The sequence below is a fragment of the Haloarcula laminariae genome (assembly GCF_025457605.1).
Taxonomy (GTDB): domain Archaea; phylum Halobacteriota; class Halobacteria; order Halobacteriales; family Haloarculaceae; genus Haloarcula; species Haloarcula laminariae.
This window is the reverse complement of record NZ_JAMZFY010000001.1, coordinates 430,417-447,204: the sequence shown is the minus strand read 5'-3', so window position 1 is coordinate 447,204 and position 16,788 is coordinate 430,417. Positions and strand designations below refer to the sequence as shown.

General features: G+C 66.2%; 20 protein-coding genes. 9 read left to right on the top strand and 11 right to left on the bottom strand.

Annotation, left to right across the window (positions count from 1 at the left end):
- Positions 1 to 3: 3 nt before the first annotated feature.
- Genes arsA through hcsS form a run of 3 tightly spaced genes read left to right on the top strand, consistent with a single transcriptional unit; the run spans position 4 to position 2,467 of the window.
- Positions 4 to 1,926: an arsenical pump-driving ATPase gene (gene arsA / locus NJQ98_RS02300; RefSeq protein WP_262175290.1), complete on the top strand. Its 1,923-nt coding sequence runs from the start codon at positions 4 to 6 to the stop codon at positions 1,924 to 1,926.
- On the top strand, positions 1,923 to 2,288 hold the full coding sequence (hcsL, locus tag NJQ98_RS02295; RefSeq protein ID WP_262175289.1) for a halo-CC-star protein HcsL: 366 nt from the start codon (positions 1,923 to 1,925) through the stop codon (positions 2,286 to 2,288). The genes arsA and hcsL overlap by 4 nt, the downstream gene beginning before the upstream one ends.
- Positions 2,279 to 2,467 (top strand): halo-CC-star protein HcsS, encoded by a 189-nt coding sequence (hcsS, locus tag NJQ98_RS02290; protein WP_262175287.1) that lies wholly within the window; start codon positions 2,279 to 2,281, stop codon positions 2,465 to 2,467. The genes hcsL and hcsS overlap by 10 nt, the downstream gene beginning before the upstream one ends.
- A 181-nt stretch (positions 2,468 to 2,648) precedes the next feature.
- Here hcsS and NJQ98_RS02285 read toward each other — a convergent pair whose 3' ends face one another.
- Positions 2,649 to 3,221, bottom strand: coding sequence for a hypothetical protein (locus NJQ98_RS02285; protein ID WP_262175284.1), 573 nt, complete (start codon positions 3,219 to 3,221; stop codon positions 2,649 to 2,651).
- A gap of 90 nt (positions 3,222 to 3,311) precedes the next feature.
- Here NJQ98_RS02285 and NJQ98_RS02280 point away from each other — a divergent pair, with 90 nt between their 5' ends.
- Positions 3,312 to 4,628: an RNB domain-containing ribonuclease gene (locus NJQ98_RS02280; protein ID WP_262175282.1), complete on the top strand. Its 1,317-nt coding sequence runs from the start codon at positions 3,312 to 3,314 to the stop codon at positions 4,626 to 4,628.
- Positions 4,629 to 4,632: 4 nt separating this feature from the next.
- On the opposite strand, the gene NJQ98_RS02275 is transcribed toward NJQ98_RS02280, so the two are convergent.
- Positions 4,633 to 4,977, bottom strand: coding sequence for a winged helix-turn-helix transcriptional regulator (locus NJQ98_RS02275; protein ID WP_262175280.1), 345 nt, complete (start codon positions 4,975 to 4,977; stop codon positions 4,633 to 4,635).
- A gap of 81 nt (positions 4,978 to 5,058) precedes the next feature.
- Between NJQ98_RS02275 and NJQ98_RS02270 the strand changes: the two genes are divergently transcribed.
- Together NJQ98_RS02270 and NJQ98_RS02265 are read left to right on the top strand one after the other, a co-directional pair.
- The gene (locus NJQ98_RS02270) at positions 5,059 to 5,796 is read left to right on the top strand and encodes an ABC transporter ATP-binding protein (protein WP_262175279.1); all 738 of its coding nucleotides are present in this window, start codon (positions 5,059 to 5,061) and stop codon (positions 5,794 to 5,796) included.
- A complete protein-coding gene (locus tag NJQ98_RS02265; RefSeq protein WP_262175276.1) occupies positions 5,793 to 7,406 on the top strand; it encodes a hypothetical protein in 1,614 nt (537 codons plus the stop codon). The genes NJQ98_RS02270 and NJQ98_RS02265 overlap by 4 nt, the downstream gene beginning before the upstream one ends.
- 14 nt (positions 7,407 to 7,420) lie before the next feature.
- Here NJQ98_RS02265 and NJQ98_RS02260 read toward each other — a convergent pair whose 3' ends face one another.
- Positions 7,421 to 8,047 carry a transcription antitermination protein gene (locus NJQ98_RS02260; RefSeq protein ID WP_262175275.1) on the bottom strand — a complete coding sequence of 209 codons (627 nt, stop codon included), beginning with the start codon at positions 8,045 to 8,047 and terminating at the stop codon, positions 7,421 to 7,423.
- A 70-nt stretch (positions 8,048 to 8,117) separates the two neighbouring features.
- Between NJQ98_RS02260 and NJQ98_RS02255 the strand changes: the two genes are divergently transcribed.
- Positions 8,118 to 9,290 (top strand): MBL fold metallo-hydrolase, encoded by a 1,173-nt coding sequence (locus NJQ98_RS02255; protein WP_262175274.1) that lies wholly within the window; start codon positions 8,118 to 8,120, stop codon positions 9,288 to 9,290.
- Here NJQ98_RS02255 and NJQ98_RS02250 read toward each other — a convergent pair.
- The 3 genes from NJQ98_RS02250 to NJQ98_RS02240 form a co-directional block, all read right to left on the bottom strand.
- On the bottom strand, positions 9,287 to 9,580 hold the full coding sequence (locus NJQ98_RS02250) for a DUF6432 family protein (RefSeq protein WP_262175272.1): 294 nt from the start codon (positions 9,578 to 9,580) through the stop codon (positions 9,287 to 9,289). The genes NJQ98_RS02255 and NJQ98_RS02250 overlap by 4 nt on opposite strands.
- Positions 9,581 to 9,697: 117 nt before the next feature.
- Positions 9,698 to 10,813 (bottom strand): hypothetical protein, encoded by a 1,116-nt coding sequence (locus tag NJQ98_RS02245; protein ID WP_262175270.1) that lies wholly within the window; start codon positions 10,811 to 10,813, stop codon positions 9,698 to 9,700.
- A 175-nt stretch (positions 10,814 to 10,988) separates the two neighbouring features.
- On the bottom strand, positions 10,989 to 12,173 hold the full coding sequence (locus tag NJQ98_RS02240) for a PKD domain-containing protein (RefSeq protein ID WP_262175268.1): 1,185 nt from the start codon (positions 12,171 to 12,173) through the stop codon (positions 10,989 to 10,991).
- A 171-nt stretch (positions 12,174 to 12,344) separates the two neighbouring features.
- On the opposite strand from NJQ98_RS02240, the gene NJQ98_RS02235 reads away from it, so the two are divergent.
- On the top strand, positions 12,345 to 13,199 hold the full coding sequence (locus NJQ98_RS02235) for a DUF7093 family protein (protein WP_262175266.1): 855 nt from the start codon (positions 12,345 to 12,347) through the stop codon (positions 13,197 to 13,199).
- On the opposite strand, the gene NJQ98_RS02230 is transcribed toward NJQ98_RS02235, so the two are convergent.
- Complete coding sequence (locus tag NJQ98_RS02230; protein ID WP_262175264.1) at positions 13,183 to 13,317, bottom strand: hypothetical protein; 135 nt, start codon at positions 13,315 to 13,317, stop codon at positions 13,183 to 13,185. The two genes, NJQ98_RS02235 and NJQ98_RS02230, sit on opposite strands and share 17 nt — an antisense overlap.
- On the opposite strand from NJQ98_RS02230, the gene NJQ98_RS02225 reads away from it, so the two are divergent.
- The gene (locus tag NJQ98_RS02225; protein WP_262175261.1) at positions 13,316 to 13,708 is read left to right on the top strand and encodes a DUF5611 family protein; all 393 of its coding nucleotides are present in this window, start codon (positions 13,316 to 13,318) and stop codon (positions 13,706 to 13,708) included. The genes NJQ98_RS02230 and NJQ98_RS02225 overlap by 2 nt on opposite strands.
- Positions 13,709 to 13,950: 242 nt before the next feature.
- Here NJQ98_RS02225 and NJQ98_RS02220 read toward each other — a convergent pair whose 3' ends face one another.
- The 4 genes from NJQ98_RS02220 to NJQ98_RS02205 form a co-directional block, all read right to left on the bottom strand.
- Positions 13,951 to 14,718, bottom strand: coding sequence for an ABC transporter permease (locus NJQ98_RS02220; RefSeq protein ID WP_262175259.1), 768 nt, complete (start codon positions 14,716 to 14,718; stop codon positions 13,951 to 13,953).
- Positions 14,715 to 15,659, bottom strand: coding sequence for an ABC transporter ATP-binding protein (locus NJQ98_RS02215; protein ID WP_262175258.1), 945 nt, complete (start codon positions 15,657 to 15,659; stop codon positions 14,715 to 14,717). Before NJQ98_RS02215 ends, NJQ98_RS02220 begins: the two co-directional genes overlap by 4 nt.
- An 81-nt stretch (positions 15,660 to 15,740) precedes the next feature.
- On the bottom strand, positions 15,741 to 16,100 hold the full coding sequence (locus NJQ98_RS02210; RefSeq protein WP_262175256.1) for a cell division protein SepF: 360 nt from the start codon (positions 16,098 to 16,100) through the stop codon (positions 15,741 to 15,743).
- A 129-nt stretch (positions 16,101 to 16,229) separates the two neighbouring features.
- Entirely contained in the window at positions 16,230 to 16,727 is a 498-nt protein-coding gene (locus tag NJQ98_RS02205; protein WP_262175254.1) for an RNA-binding protein, read from the bottom strand.
- Between the last annotated feature and the right edge of the window lie 61 nt (positions 16,728 to 16,788).

Here is a 16,788-nt window from a genome sequence, read left to right as displayed (position 1 = left end):
TACATGAGTACGCAAACCGGAGCCAGAGAGATAGTCGAGCCGAGCTCCGAGGACACCGAGTTCGTCTTCTTCAGCGGGAAGGGCGGCGTCGGCAAGAGCACCGTCAGCTGTGCCACGGCGACGTGGCTGGCCGACAACGACTACGAGACGCTGCTGGTGACGACCGACCCCGCGCCGAACCTCTCGGACATCTTCGAGCAGGACATCGGCCACGAGGTGACCGAAATCGCCGACATCGACAACCTCTCGGCCATCGAAATCGACCCCGACCAGGCCGCCGAGGAGTACCGCCAGGAGACCATCGAGCCGATGCGGGAGCTGCTCGACGACGAACAGCTCGAGACCGTCGAGGAGCAGCTCAACAGCCCGTGCGTCGAGGAGATAGCGGCCTTCGACAACTTCGTCGACTTCATGGACAGCCCGGAGTACGACGTGGTCGTCTTCGACACCGCCCCGACCGGCCACACCATCCGGCTGATGGAGCTGCCGTCGGACTGGAACGCCGAACTGGAGAAGGGCGGGTCGACCTGTATCGGCCCCGCGGCCTCCATGGAGGACAAGAAGGCCCAGTACGAGCGGGCAATCGACACCTTACAGGACGACGCGCAGACGACCTTCGCCTTCGTCGGCAAGCCCGAGGACTCCTCGCTCGACGAAATCGAACGCAGCGCGTCGGACCTGGGCGAGCTGGGCATCGAGTCGCAGCTGCTCGTCGTCAACGGCTACCTCCCGGAATCGGTCTGTGAGGACCCCTTCTTCGAGGGGAAACGCGAGGACGAGCAGGCGGTCATCGAGCGGGCCGGAACGGAGTTCGACGCCGACGCGACGGCGACCTATCCGCTCCAGCCCGGCGAAATCGCCGGCCTCGACCTGCTGTCGGACGTCGGCGGCGTCATCTACGACGGCGAGGAGGCGACCGTCGAGGTCGGCTCGGCCACCGACGTCGACACCGACCAGTCGGTCGACGTCGAGGCGCTTGCCGACCCCGAGTCGGTCACAGAGCAGTTGACGCCCGGCGACGACACCCGATACCTGTTTTTCACCGGGAAAGGCGGCGTCGGCAAGAGCACCGTCGCCGCGACCTCGGCGACGAAACTCGCCGAGGCGGGCTACGAGACGCTCGTCGTGACGACCGACCCCGCAGCACACCTGGAGGACATCTTCGGCGAACCGGTCGGCCACGACCCCACGTCGGTGAGCCAAGAGAACCTCCACGCGGCCCGCATCGACCAGGAGCGGGCCCTCGAAGAGTACCGCGAGCAGGTCCTGGGCCACGTCCGGGAGATGTACGAGGACAAAGAGGACACCCAAATCGACGTCGAGGCCGCCATCGCCAACGTCGAGGAGGAGCTGGAGTCCCCGTGTGCCGAGGAGATGGCCGCCCTGGAGAAGTTCGTGAGCTACTTCGGGGAGGACGGCTACGACGTCGTCGTCTTCGACACGGCCCCGACGGGCCACACGCTCAGGTTGCTGGAGCTGCCCTCCGACTGGAAGGGGTTCATGGACCTCGGGTCGCTGACGAAGGGGGCCGCGCCGGCGAAGGGCGACCAGTACGACGAGGTCATCGAGACGATGCAGGACCCCGAGCGCAGTTCCTTCGCGTTCGTCATGTACCCCGAATACACGCCGATGATGGAGGCCTATCGCGCGGCCGAGGACCTCAGGGACCAGGTCGGCATCGAGACGGCCTTCGTCGTCGCGAACTACCTGCTGCCCGAGGAGTACGGCGACAACGCCTTCTTCGCCAATCGCCGAGCCCAGCAGGAGAAGTACCTCACCGAGATCAAGGACCGCTTCGAGACGCCGATGATGTGCGCGCCGCTGCGCCGGGACGAGCCGGTCGGGCTCGACGAACTCAGCGCGTTCGGCGAGGAGATAACCGGTCTCGCGGAGCTGAAGCGGGACGAGGAGGTGGTTATCTCATGAGCGGACTCCAGGCCAGCGAGGAAGACGTCGAGGAGCAGCTCCGGACGTTCATGGAGACGCTGACCGACTCGGAGATCTATCGGGAGTTCGTCGACGCCAGCGAGGCGCTCGACGAGGACTCGGAGGCGTCGGCGCTGCTCCGGGAGTTCCAGGAAAAGCAACAGCGGATGCAGCGCGACTTCGACCAGTCGCTCATGAGCGAACTCCAGGAGCTCCAGTCGGAGATGGACGACAACGAGACGATTCAGCGCCACCGCGAGGCACAGGAAGCGCTGGTCGAACTCCTCCAGGAGACGAACGACGTGATAAGCGAGCAGATCGGCCGTGAGTTCGCCCAGTCGACGGGAGGTGGGTGCTGTTGAGCGCCTCCGAGGAAGACGTGCTGGCGGCCGCGGAAGCGCTCGGCGAGGAACTGGCCGCGATGGAGTCCGACGCGTCCCCCGCCGAGTTCCAGACGGTACTGCTGCAGTGCAACGAGGCCATCAGCGAGGAGACGGGGGTTCAGTACGGCGACGTCTGCGGTGCCGGCGGCAGCTGTTGAGACCGTCGGCTTTCCGTTCGGAGAGATAGGGGCCCCATCGCCCACGTCAGTTTCTTCCCGCCGGCAGGTCGGGACGAGCGGCCAGTCGGGTCTGCTGTCCGGTCGTCGCGATTCCGGCCGACGGGGCTTCGTCCCTCGTCGGGCCATCGGGTGCGGCGCGGCGTTAGTTTGAGCGGTTCAGCTACTCCGACGCCCGCTGGGTCGCCGTGTCCGGTCGCGTCCGTCTGCTCTCGCGGTAGACGTCGCCGGCGGACTCGCTCGTGGCGACGAACGTCCCCAGCGTCGCTCCGTAGACGGCGTGGCCGACGTGAAACACCAGCGCGTCTTCGGGCTGGAGTTCCCGCCCGAGAAGGCGGACGAAGACGACCCGGGAGCCAAATACCGAGAGAGCGAGCGCGTACCCGAGCCCGCCCAGGATACCCAGCCGTTCCCGCGCGACGGGGTCGGACACGTCGACGAAACTCGCGACCAGCCCGTAGACCGCGCCGCCAACGACCCCGTAGAGGAGGTGCAAGAAGAGTCCCGGGAGGAAGTACTCCTCCGTGTCGCCGCCGCCGACGTAGCGCGCCCAGAACTCGGCCGTCGGTGGCAGGGCCTTGAACCCCGGGATGCGATAGACGGTCATGGCGACCGTGGCGGCGAACCCCCCGACACAGCCCCGTGCGACGGACCGGAGCAGCCGTGAGCGCGACGGGACGCGGAGGGTGTCCTCGGTCTGTCGGCTCGGTGACGACGTTCGGTGACGGGCAGACATTGTTCTGAATTGATATATGGGCGGCCGCCATTTCTATCTGCGGGTGGTCACCCCGACAGCCCTAACTACGGCGTGGGCGTAGCCGGGGGCATGACTACCGAGGACGCCCAGTCGGCGGCCGGCACCGCCGAGGGGCAAGGTCCCGTGGAAATCGACGAGGAGATGGCCCGCCACCTCGCGAACAAGCGCGAGGAGCTGTTCGAGAAGTTCGGCATCCGCGACGAGTTCCCGCCCGAAGTGCTCGACGAGGCCGAAGAGCGGACACAGGACGTCCGGGCCGAGATACGGGACGAGATTGACGAGCGCGAGGACCTCCGGGAGATGACGACCTGGACGACCGACCCCATCGACGCCCAGGACTTCGACGACGCCATCTCTATCGAGGAGCGCGACGACGAGTACGTCCTCTGGGTCCACATCGCCGACGTGACCCACTACGTCAACCCGGAGACGGCGATGTGGGAAGAGGCGGTCGAGCGGGGCAACACCGTCTACCTCCCGGACTACACCATCCACATGCTGCCGCCCGTCCTCGCCGAGACGGTCTGCTCGCTGGTGCCAAACGAGGAGCGGCTCGCCCACACCGTCGAGATGCACCTCGACAAGGAGAACCTCGGCTACGAGGAGATAGACATCTACAAGTCCGTCATCGAGAGCGACGCCCGGCTCACGTACACGGAGGCCGAGCGCATCCTCGACGACCCGGACAGCGCCGACGACCTGCTCGAAGACGCCAGCGTGGACCTCGCCGAGAAGACCGAGCTCGTCTGGCAGCTGGCCGACCGGATGCACGAACAGCGCAAGGAGGAGGGGTCGCTCGTCCTGAACCCGGCCCGCGACCGCGCCCACACCATCATCGAGGAGTGCATGCTGAAAGCGAACAAGGCGGTCACCCACGAACTGATGTGGAACCGTGGGGTCGAGGCGATGTACCGGGTCCACCCCCAGCCCAGCCCCGACGAGTGGGACGAGGCCCTGGTCGAGATTCAGGAGCTCGACGGCGTCTCGATTCCGGGCTCGGCCTGGGATGACCCGCGCAAGGCCGTCAACGCGACGCTGGAGGACGCCCCCGGGCGGCAGCTCGACAAAATCCAGTGGGCCGTGATGAAGGTGATGCCCCGGGCGAAGTACATGAACGACCCGTTCGGCGGCCACCACGCGCTGAACTTCGAGATATACGGCCACTTCACCTCGCCCATCCGGCGGCTCTCGGACCTCATCAACCACTGGATCGTCTACAGCAACGACGTGCCCGAGGACCTCGTCGCGCTGTGTGACCGCGCCAGCGACCGGCAGAAGGACGCCGAGCAGTGCGAACGCGAGTACAAGAAGTTCCTGGAGGAGGTCGGGCTTGACGCCTCGGCGGTGAACAACCGCGGTATCGAGGTCGTCGAGGAGGACGGATAGGGCGTCACCGGCCCGCCGCGGGATGGTTCCGGCTCCACTCTAACAGCCCCTCGATGACGGGTTCCAAGTCCCGGCCGGCGGGGGTCAGCGAGTAGTTCACCCGGACGGGCTTGTCATCGACCACGTCCCGGACGACCAGCCCGGCCTCCTGCAGGTCGTCCAGTGCGTCCGATAGGACCTTGTCCGAGATGCCGTCGATTCGGCCCTTCATGTCGCTGAACCCGAGGGGCCCGTCGGCGAGGAGGGTGTGAAGCACCACCGGGTGCCACTTCTTCCCGAGTATCGCGGTCGCCCGGCGGAGCCGCTCCCCCCGGCCGCGGGCGCCCGCCGAGTCCCCCTGCCCAGTCATGTCCCCGCGTTCCCGCCGGCGGCTAATATAGTTACGGGCCGATGGACAAACGCTTTGGCGCCTCCGGCCCCCAGCCGAGACGTGAGCCCTCCAACGCCCGCCATCCGAACGGACGGCCTGCGGAAACGGTACGGCGACGCCGTCGCGGTCGCCGACCTCGACCTCAGCGTCGACCGCGGCAGCGTCTTCGGTTTCCTGGGCCCCAACGGCGCCGGGAAGACCTCCACCATCCGCATCCTGACGACGCTGACCGAGCCGACGGCCGGCAGCGCCCACGTCGCCGGCCAGCCGGTCAGCGACCGGGGCGCAGTGGTCGAACACATCGGCTTTCTCCCCGAGGAACCGCCGCTGTACGACGAACTCACCGGTCGCGAACAGCTGGAGTACATCGCCGGGCTTCGCGGCCACGACGACTGGGACCGGGTCGAGTCGCTCCTGGAGCGGTTCGACCTCGACGAGGACGCCGACCGCCGTGTCGAGACCTACTCCAAGGGGATGAAACAGAAGCTCGGGCTGGTCCAGGCGCTCGTCCACGAGCCCGACGTGCTCTTTCTGGACGAGCCGACCAGCGGGCTCGATCCGCGGGCGGCCCGCACCGTCCGGAACACCATCGACGAGGTCGCGGCCGCCGACACCACCGTGTTCCTCTCGACGCACATCCTCCCGGTCGTCGAGGAGCTGGCTGACGCCGTCGGCGTGCTCTACGACGGCGAACTCGTGGCCGAGGGGTCCCCGGCCGAGCTGACCGAGGGCGTCGAGACCGGCTCGACGCTGGAGGACGTGTTCCTCGAAGTGACGAGCGAACAGCCAGACCGATGAGATGGCCGGACCGACAGCGGGCGGGCCGCATCGCCCGGGTCGAGCTGCGCCGGACGTGGCGCTCGCTGCGAGACAGCAACCGGGGTATCCTGCTGCTCATCGCGGGGCTGCTCGTAGTGCCGCTCTACAGCCTCGCTATCGCCGGGATGGGCTATCTCGGCGGGCGCGAGATAGCCACGGCCGGCCCCGACCGAATCAGGCTCGTGGCGACCAGTCTCGTGGCCTTCCTCCTGGGGCTGCCCGGCTTCGTCGTCCTCCAGCGGACGGTCAAGCTGAACGGGGAGCCCGACGCCGCCGACGGGTTGCTGACGACCGTTCCCTACGAGGACGTCCTCGCGGGACTGTTGGCCGCCGAGTGGGGTCGCCTGCTCGCGGTCGCCGCGATACCGCTGTGTGCGCTCACCGCCGGCCTGACTCTGGGGAGCGGGCTGCCGCTGCTCGGGCTCGCGGTGCTGGTGACGAGCCTGCTCGTGACCCTGTTCGGGCTGCTGGCGAGCTACGCCGTCGGGCTGACCGTCAAGCTCGCCGTCGCCCGGTCGGCATTTATCGCCCGTCACCGGGCGGTCCTCGGCGGCGTCACCTCGCTCGTGGTCGTGGCCGTCTGGCTGCTGGCGTGGGGGACGAGCGGGGTCCAGCTCGCCATCCTGCGGGCCGCGACGCAGTCGCCGCTGTCGTGGGTCGGCGAGCTCGTCTTGCTCGCGGTCCCGTCGGTCGACGCCGCGCCGCTGGCAGCCGCCGTCGCCGCCGTCGCCTTGCTGGGGAGCCTTCCGGTCGCCGGCCTCGCCTGCCTCTGGCTGGCCGAGCGGGTGTGGTACGGCGACGCCGTCCAGCCCGACCACGAGTTCGACGCCACCGAGCGGACGCTGTCCGACCGGCTGCTTGGGGACCGGGTCTCGACGGCCACCCGCGTCGTCGCGCAGAAGTCCTGGCGCCGGGCGAAACGCGCGCCCCTGACCGTCCAGTTCGCGGTCGCGCCGGCGTTCCTGCTCGTTATCCAGCTCCAGACGCTCCTGCTCGAACGGACCGTCCCGCCGACGCTGCCGCTGACCGCCGGGCTGGCGACCGCCGCGGCCGCCGGCGCGGCCTTCTCGCTCAACCCGCTGGGCGGCGAGGAGCGGGTGCTCCCGCTGACCCTGACGGCAGACGTCTCCGGGAAACAGTTCGTCACCGGCCTCGCGCTGGCGGGGCTGCTCCCCGGCGTCGGCCTGGTGGCGCTCCTCGTCGTCGGACTGGGGTTGGCCGCCGGCACACCGCCTGCAGTGCTCGCTGCCGGGCTGGCGACCGCGCTCGTCGCGACGCTCGCCGCGCCATGGGTTGCCGCCGCGGCCGGCGTCGTGTTCCCGAAGTTCGAGCGGTCCACGGTCCGTGGCACGTCGGTGACGGTCCCCAGCGGGTTCGCCTTCGGGCTGTATCTTCTCGTCCTCGCCGCTGTCACGGCTCCCGGCGCCGTCGCCGTCGCGCTGGCCATACTCGCGCCATCGGCGGTCCCGGTCGCGACGACGTGGCTGCTGGCCGGCGGCGTCGCCGCCACCGCCCTGCTCGCCGCTATCGCGGCGCCGATGGGGTATCTCTACGCCGCCAACCGCGTTGGCGGCTACCGGCTGGAGTGAGCGGCTCCCGCCGGTCAACAGACCGGCTTCGGGTCAAGCCCCATCGATTCGAGCGCGCTCGCGTACTCCTCGTAGGCGACGCCGACTGCCTCGACGGCCGCCTCTTGCGCTCGCTCGCGCCCGGCCTCGTCGAGCGCCGCGAGCGCGTCCCGCGCCGGCCCGAGGTCGCTCGCCCAGCTCCTGAGCTCCCGAGCCGTGTCGGCGCTGCCCTCGTCGGCCTCGTTGACGAAGAAGCTCACTACCTGCAGGTAGAACCGGTCGAACACGAGCGCCGGGGCGACGAGACCGGCGCCGACTCGCTCGGCGGTTCCGTCGACGGTATCGAGGTGCGACGAGAGCGCGTCGGGGCCGGCCGGCGCCGCGTCGATGCGGGCCGCCCGTTCGCCCGCGGCCGTCGCGGCCCGGTCGAACGCGTCGACGATGTCGTCAGAGGCGAGAGCACCGTCACCGTCGGCGGCGTCGCTCGCCCAGCCGTCTAGCGCCGCGGCGACACCGGCCTCCCGGGTCGCCGCGGTCGCCCAGACTGCATCGGCCTCTAGATTCGCACCCGTGGCGGCGATGAGGGCCTTGTCCGAGCCGATTCGAGTGCGCTCGGTCGCCGTCGCCTCCTCGACAGCCGCGATAGTATCGGCGGCGTCCATACCCGAAACAGGGCGGCTCGAGACATACATCCTCCGCCCGATTTATCGGCGTCCGGGACCTCGCTCCGGTATGGCCGAAACCCCACCGGAGCCGCCCACTGACCACCCCTCGCTCACGGCGGCGACGCTGAAAGAACGGCTCGACGCCGGCGACCCCGTCCGCCTGCTCGATGTCCGCGACCGCGACGAGTTCGAGGCGTGGCACATCGGCGGGCCGTCGGTGACGGCGACCCAGCTCCCGTTCGCGAAGTTCCTGCAGGCGAAGGTGACCGGCGACGTCGAGGGACTGCTGGACGACATCGACGGCGAGGGCCCCGTCACCGCCGTCTGTGCCCGCGGCGAGGCCAGCGCCTTCGTCGCCGGTCTGCTGGTCGACCACGGCGTCGACGCCCGCAACCTGACCGACGGGATGGAGGGGTGGGCCCGGCTCTACGAGGCCCGCGAACTCCCCGCCGACGGTGCGACCGTCCTGCAGTACGAGCGCCCCGCCACCGGCTGTCTCTCCTATCTCGTTGTCAGCGACGGCGACGCCGCCGTCGTCGACCCCCTGCGCGCCTTCACCGACCGCTACGTCGCCGACGCCGCCGACCACGACGCGACGCTCCGCTACGCCATCGACACCCACGTCCACGCCGACCACGTCAGCGGGCTCCGAGCCCTCGCCAGCGACCACGACATCGAGCCGGTCGTGTCCGCCGGCGCCGTCGACCGCGGCGTCGAGTACGCGGTCACGGAGCTCCCCGACGAGGGTTCGCTATCGGTCGGCTCTGTCAGTCTCGACGCCCTCGCGCTTCCGGGCCACACCACCGACATGACCGGCATCCGCGTCGGCGACGCGTTGCTGGCCGGCGACAGCATCTTCCTCGAAAGCGTCGCCCGCCCGGACCTCGAAGCCGGTGACAGCGGCGCCCCGGAACTCGCCCGGACACTGTACGAGACGCTCACTGACCGCCTCGATGCGCTCCCCGAGGACACCCTGGTCGCGCCGGGCCACCGCGGCGAGACGACCGACGCGAACGCCGACGGGAGCTACACCGCTCGGCTCGGCGAACTTCGGGACCGGCTCCCGGCGCTCCGGCTCGACCGCGAGACCTTCGTCGAGCGCATCTGTAGCGATATCCCTCCCCGCCCCGCCAACTTCGAGCGCATCGTCGCCATCAACCTCGGCGCCGACGCGGCCGACGACGACACCGCCTTCGAGCTGGAGCTGGGCCCGAACAACTGTGCGGCGGCGCCGCTCTAGAACGGCAACACGCCGCGGATTTTGTCGAACAACGACACCTCCCCGTCGGTCGTCTCGGGCCCCACCACGTCCTCCTCGGGCAGGATGAGCGTCCGCTCCTCGTCTTTCTCGATCACGATGAGATTGTCGTCTTTCAGCGCAGCCAACGCGTCCTCGATCTGGTCGATGGTGACGTCGGCCCGCGAGCGAATCTCGAACACCGTCATCCCCTCCTGGTGGCGGTCCGCGAGCGCGTCGAGTACCACAACCTCCGTCTCGTCCCGATTGCGGTACTCCGGCTTCGCTCTCATACACCCCTCTAAATCCGGCTGGCTCTTGGCTTTGTCCCTCATCCGGCCACTCGTTGTCACCAGCGACGGGCTATCCGTGTCGACCGAGCCATACTGGATATCGCAACGGGCGGACATCTACAGCCCGTACTTCTCCGCCAGCGTCGAGTTGTACCGCGGGTTCGTGTAGTTGTAGTACGCCTCCGGGATCTCACCGGGTGCTATCGTGTCGTCACGCTCCGAGTTGTCGCCTCCACGCCCCGGCCCGTAGCGCAGCGTCGAATAGTAATCACCCATGTAGTAGGAGAACGCCTCGTCAGTTTCACCGTCCTCCTGGTACCGTAACGCCCACTCTTTTGTGATGAACGTAGTACTCACGAGCTCGCCGCTCTCCGGATCGACAGCCTTGAAGAAGACGATTTCCGGTGCCCAGGACCTATTGGTAGGTGTATCAGTATTGTTGCCAAAATCCTCATATCGACTCAAAGCATTTGGATATTTTAGTGTAAGTGCGACATCTATCTTATTTCGTTGGGTGAAATTAAATCCCGAAGGCATCTCATAGGTGTATATAAGATAGTCTTCAGTAGCATTCGCTTTCAAACCGCTCTCGTTAGCGTTCTGGGGAAGGTGTACTGATGAGTTGTTAGATGGGAACGCTTTTGCGTAGGTCAGATTCGCTAAGATGCCGAAGTCCTGACCGAATCTGAGATATTGTTCTGTCTCATTCCACCGCTCTGGATCCCCTTCAAACAGCCCCTCATTTTGTTCGATACGTTCGATAGTGAGCGTGTAGTTGAACGTGGCATTTTGGTCAGCTGAGGTGGCCTCGAACGTGTAGCGACCACTCTGACCGAACTCTCCCTCGATGAACTGCACTTGGTTGCTCCCTTCGTTGCTGACAACTTGAGTTACGTTCCCATCGGGATTCACGACCCGAAGGCCTGGACTCCCGTTTTCTGCCTTCATCGTGATATTCACTACCTGTCCCTCGACAGCGGCAATCTGGACTGGCTCGTAGAACCTGCTACCTTTGTTCGGGTCACCGTAGTCAAGCTCGCCGGAGGCGGTAACACTACCGTTCTCCGGAATAGACATACTTCGGATATCAGTACCGTTGATACGTTTTGTCTCTCCGCCCTCAGTTAATCTCGGCGTGCCTGTGTCCACCTCATTCGTGCCGCCCTCGTCCGAGAGGAATCCGGCACAGCCAGCGGTCGCGATAAGAACTGCCAGGAAAGCGGTGAGCCCCACCTGTCGAAACGCGCTATCATTTAATATCTGCATTCTTGGTATAGTCTACAACCATTTTCGTTTATCTTACTACATAAATCTTGTAAAATACTGGTACCAATTTTTCCTGGGCCAAAATCCTTAGTGTTCGTCTCATACTGTCGGTAATACAGACAACTGGCGACCATCAGTGGGGTCAGAAAAGGCTACCGTCTATACCACTACTACCTCCGATACCACCATCGTCGTTAGACTCCCCCCTGTCGCCACCGTCGACAATATTGGCGGCATCATCGAGAACACTGTTGTCGTCATCAGAAGCGTCGCGAACTATATCAATTGGATTATTGGAACTACTGCCATCGTCAAAGCTACTATCGTCATTGTCGTCGTTAGAGCGGTTGTCGCCGATAGGGTTGGAACCAATACTATCATTGTCATCGGAATGACTGCCGTCATCGTCATCGGATCTACCTCCATCATCAGAATTGTCTTCAACGTCATCAACAGAATCACCAGTTCCAATCCCCACACTATCAGCTGGAGATTTGTGCTGGTCGCTAACGGCTTCAGGACCGCCCTCAATTTTGTATCTGTTGCTGCCGAGCTCTTTCACGTTGCTTGCTTCCAGGTCGATGTCCACGAGCTGGCTGTCTTGATAAGTTGTAATCTTGCCGTCGTTGTTAGTATCGACGAAGGTCTGCTCTCCATCGTACGAATATTGCATGTCCGCTTCGCTCCCGCACCAGATGGCGTGGCAGCTGTCCCCACCGTTGTTACCCACCAGAACCCGTCTCGTCGCACGCCCACGCTCGCCGAGCGTGTCGTACACCACCGCCGCGACGGGCACCTCACCGACGCTGTCGAAGGAGTGGGTAAACGAACTGGTGGCCCCTGTCCCGTTGAGTGAGTTACGTTCGGCTACGGTCCCGTTGACCAGCCACGTAATCGTCTGCAGCGGCGTGTCGTCGTTCGAGGCGTTCGCGACGATAGTCGTGTTAGTACCTAGCCGCGTCGAACTCTGACCCGACAGTGTGACGTTGGGCCCGGTCTCGTCGGTGACGGTGACATACAGCGTGTCCGAACGAGCGGCGCCGTCGTCGTCAGTAACAGTGAGCGTGACCGTGTACTGACCGGCGGTGGTGGCGTCGAACTCGGTCCGCCGGCAGTCGACACAGTCGGGCGTCGTCGTCGCGCCGTCGGGCGCCTCGATTGCCCATTCGACGCGCGTAATCGCGCCGTCGGGGTCGACCGAGGCGTTGCCGTCGAGATACACCGTCGAGTTGACCGAGACCGTCTGGTCGACACCGGCGTCGGCCAGCGGAGCGGTGTTGTCCGCTGCGACAGCCGTGCCGGCCGTTGCCAACAGGGCGACGGTCACGAGCAGACAGAGCGTCCCCGAGCGCATTGGTGGGCACTGGGAACGGTCTCCGTTATAAAATTACGGAAAGGTGATAGAGAAACGAACAGGCCGGGATCGGCGGAGACGGCGGTGTCCTCATCGGCGGCTGACGGGCAGGGTTTAAGTAGGTCACGGCAACATTGACTGACAATGGGTCTCAAATGCTCCGTCATCGGGCACAAGTACGGTGAGGCGGAAGTCGAACGCGAGCGGGAGGAACAGGGCAGCGAGGTCGTCATCACGATTCAGGAACGGGAGACCTGCGAGCGCTGTGGGAAGACGCGTATCGTCTCCGAGAACAAGGAAGTAACTGCCATCGAGACGCCGTCGGACATCGCGGGCGATATGATCGACGAGGGGGGCCCGGCGGCGGACGAGGACGGGGACAACAGCGGGGAACCGGCGGCCGGCAGTGCGTCGGACGAGACGACACCGGACGACGAAGCGCCGGCGGCGCCGGACGAAGCGGAGTCAGCGCCCCCGAGCGGGGAGAGCGAGACGGACGACGCTGTGGTCGACGCCGTCGACCCCGACGCCGACGATGCGGAGATTCTCGACGACGACGGGGCGGGAAGCGGCGACAGCGAACTCGACGACCCCTCGACCGAGGTGTCGGTCGGCGGGAGCGAGGAGCCCGAGCCGGCGCTGGACGCCGAGGAGTCGGCGGTCGCCACCGACCCGGAGTCCGACGACGGGATGATAATCGACGGCGACGAGGACGAGTCGCCGGTCGACGACCGCGAGCCCGGCGAGTGGCCGGAAGAGCCCAGCGACGACGGTGATGGCTGGGCGCCCGAGACCGGCGAGTCGGCCGACGATGGCACGAGCGAGGACGACGAGTCGCCGGAGGTCGAACCCTTCGGTGGCAGCGCCGTCACCGTGCCCGAGGGCCAGTTCCGCTGTCCGGAGTGTGAGTTCACCACGGACGTGGCCTCCAGCTCGCTACGGGCGGGCGATTTCTGCCCCGAGTGCCACAAGGGCGCACTCGTCAACACTGCGGAGTAACCTGCCCTGCCTTCTCGCGCTCGGGGCCGATGGCCCGCCCGCTCGTCGGGGGCTGGGCCGCCGCCTCGAAGCCGGTGAACGCAAAGGGTAAGACGGCGCCTTGCAAAACGTCGCCCATGCGAGAGTACAAGATGCGCCGCGGCGAGCACCTCGAAGACCGCGTTCCGGACATGAATGCGTTCGTCGAGGAGTATTTCGGCGAGGTAACCGACACCGAGGAACACAACGGTAGCGACCTCCTGGTCGTCGACGAGCCCGACAACCCCGTTTTCGAGCGCGTCGTGGCCGGGACGGTCTCCTACGGCAGCAAGAAGGACAAGCTGGCGCTACACATCGACGAGCGCCCGGCCGAGGAGGTCATCGCCGAGGGTCACGTCGACGCCGCCGAGGACGCCGTCAGCAAGAAGAACAACTTCCTCGAGGAGGCGACCGGCCGCGACGCGAAGGCCCGCCGTGACTCGCTGAAACGCGACGTCGAGGACGACGCCGACGCGCCCGACAACGTCTGAATCGTCGGCGCCCGGAGCGGCACTCTGCCGACATTCCTAAATATCTCCGTGACACACGTTCACACACGCCTGGCCGGAGGCGAACAGAAGTATCCGGACCGCTGACGCCCCTGCCCGAGGGCGTCCCCCTGTCATAGTTTGTCCGCCCCGCCGGAGGCGGCCCCAATCCGGCACCGGACGGCACGTCCACTTTTCAGCCGTCGGTCGGCAGCGCACAGCGCGATATCGACCGGCAGGTGGCCCTATTCGGCCAGACCGTACCCGCGCTTGAACAGCAGGAAGTCGATGGCCAGAACGACCATCGTCACGCCGGTCAGTACGGCCAGCGACGTGTTGGGGTCGATTTCCGTGACGCCGATCATCCCGTAGCGGACGCCGTTGACCATGTAGACCATCGGGTTGAGCAGCGAGACGTTCCGCCAGAGCGGGGGGAGCACGTCGAGCGAATAGAACACCGCGCCGAAGAACACCAGCGGCCGGAGGATGAACTGGTTCATGACGGTGAGGTAGTCGAAGTCGCTCGCCCAGAGGCCGCCGATGACACCGAGACCGCCAAACAGCGTGGTGATTACCAGCAGGAACGCGACCAGATACAGCGGATTGGCGAGGGGGACCGAGGTGAACACCAGTCCCACCCCGACGATGAGCAGGGACGTGACGATACCCCGGAGCGCGCTCGCCGAGACGTACGCCGTCACCATGCTCCGGTTCGACATCGGCGAGGTCAACACGGCCTGGATGTAGTCGTTCCAGCGGCCGTGGAAGATGGTGAACGACGCGTTCTCGAAGCTGTCCGAGATAGCCCCCAGCACGACCAGCCCCGGCAGCACGAACTGGAGGTAACTCACCCCTGCAATCTCACCGATTCGGCTGCCGAGTATCACGCCGAACACGGAGAAATACAGCGTGTTCGTGATGATGGGGGGCAGGAACGTGTTGTACGGCCGTCGGACGAACCGGAGTATCTCCCGCCGGACCAGCGTCGCAAACTGGACCGTGTTCGTGTTCATGCCGACACCTCCGCGTACTCGCGGTCGTCGCGGGTCAGGTCGACGAACACCTCTTCGAGCGACGCCCGGCGGATGTCGAGCGAGGTGACGGTGTGGCCCTGTCGTTCGAGGGCCCGCAGGAGCGCGGGCGCGGTCTGGCTGCCGCCGGCGGCGGTGACGCTGAGCCCGTCATCGGTGACGGCTATCTCGGCAACCCCCTCCACGTCGAGACGCGGCGCGGTCCGCGGCGGGTCCGCCAGCCCGATATCGATGGTGTCGGTGCCGCGAGCCATCAGCTCGTCGGGGGCGGCGACCTCGACCTTCCGCCCGCTGTCCATGATGGCGACGCGGTCACAGAGCCGCTCGGCCTCCTCGATGTAGTGGGTGGTCAGCAGGATGGTGGTCCCCTCGTCGTTCATCCGGTTGATGATGTCCCAGAGGTCGTGGCGCAGCTGGACGTCAACGCCGGCGGTGGGCTCGTCCAGAATCAGCAGGTCGGGGTCCGAGACGAGCGCACGCGCGAGGACGAACCGGCGTTTCATCCCCCCCGAGAGCCAGTCGAAGCGGGTGTCCCGCTTCTCCCAGATGCCGACCGTTTTGAGGGCGTCCTCGGCCCGGCGTCGGGCCTCCTCGCTGCCGATGCCGTGGTAGCCGGCCTTGTGCTCTAAGACCTCGATGATGGGGAAAAAGCGGTCGACGTTGAACTCCTGGGGCGCCAGGCCGATGCGGTCCCTGGCCTCGCGGTAGTCGTCCTCGACGTCGAAGCCGAAGACCTCGGCCGTGCCGCTGTTCTTGTGGACGAGCCCGACGAGCGTGTTGATGAACGTCGTCTTGCCCGCGCCGTTGGGGCCGAGCAGTCCGAAGAACTCGCCGCGGTCGACGGTGAGGTCCAGCCCGTCCAGGGCCTGTACGTCGCCGTAGCTCTTCCGTAAATCCCGTGTTCGAATCGCCGGGTCAGTCATTGCCGTCCCTACCGGCCCAGGACGAAAAAGGACATTGGACCGTTCCGCCGGTGACGACCGTGTTAGCCGGTGACGCGGATGTTACTGGCCGAGCCGTTCCCGCGAGACCGTGACGCCGGCCGGCGTGATGATGAGCTGGTCGTCGTCCTTCTGGACGATGTCGCCGCCGACCTCATCGGCGACCTGCTTGAGCTCGTCGCTGATGCGTTCCATCGTGGTGTCCTGCGTGGAGTGGCGGGTGATGTCGGCGACCACGATGTCGCCGTCGTAGACGGCGTCCTTGATGTCCACGACGTCCTTCGACCCGCTGATACGGGCGATTCGGACCTGCCGTTCGGACTCCACGTTCGACGTATCGAAGTTGTCGGCGTTCAGCTCGACGTAGTCGTCGGTCTGGCGAGAGGGCCCCGACTCACCGAGAATCTTGCTCATTAGTCCCATATCACGGAGAGCGGGCGCTACCGGTTTCAACTTTACGTCAGACATCACTTTGTTCTGCGTCGCCCGTCCTCGCGACGCGTCCTGGCGCTGTGGGAAGCGGGCTTCGCCCCCGAACCCTCGTATCGCCGTCTACACCGAGAACTCGAAGAGGTCGTCGCCGACGTGGTGGATGGACTTGACGACCTTCCCCGACTCGCCGACCATCTCCGACCCCGCGGCCATCGCCCGCCCGATGGCGAGGAACTTCCCGTGGGCCTCCTCGTTGACGGCGACGAGGTCGCCCTCGCTGATGTCGTCGTCGGCCTCGGTGATGCCGGGACGCATGATGTCCGCGCCGTCGGAGACGAAGGAGATGGCGCCGGTGTCGACGGTGACGACGTGTTTCTCCGGCGGGTGAGCGTTGGCGCCCTGGACCGTGAGGAACGGCTCGGCGGCGCCGTCGGCCTCGCTCTCGACGTACAGCACGTACGGCTCGCCGTCGACGAGGACGATGTCCCAGTCGCTGTCCTCGAACTCCACTTTCTCGAAGCTGTCGGCGTCGAGTTCGACACCGAGGTTGTCCGCGAGGGCGTCGGCGATGTCCGCGACCGCGTCCGAGCGGAGGTGGTGGCGCGATTTGACGTTCATACGGCCGACTCCGCGGCCACGGGGTGTAAGCGTAACGAAGGTGACCGGACGACGCGAGGCT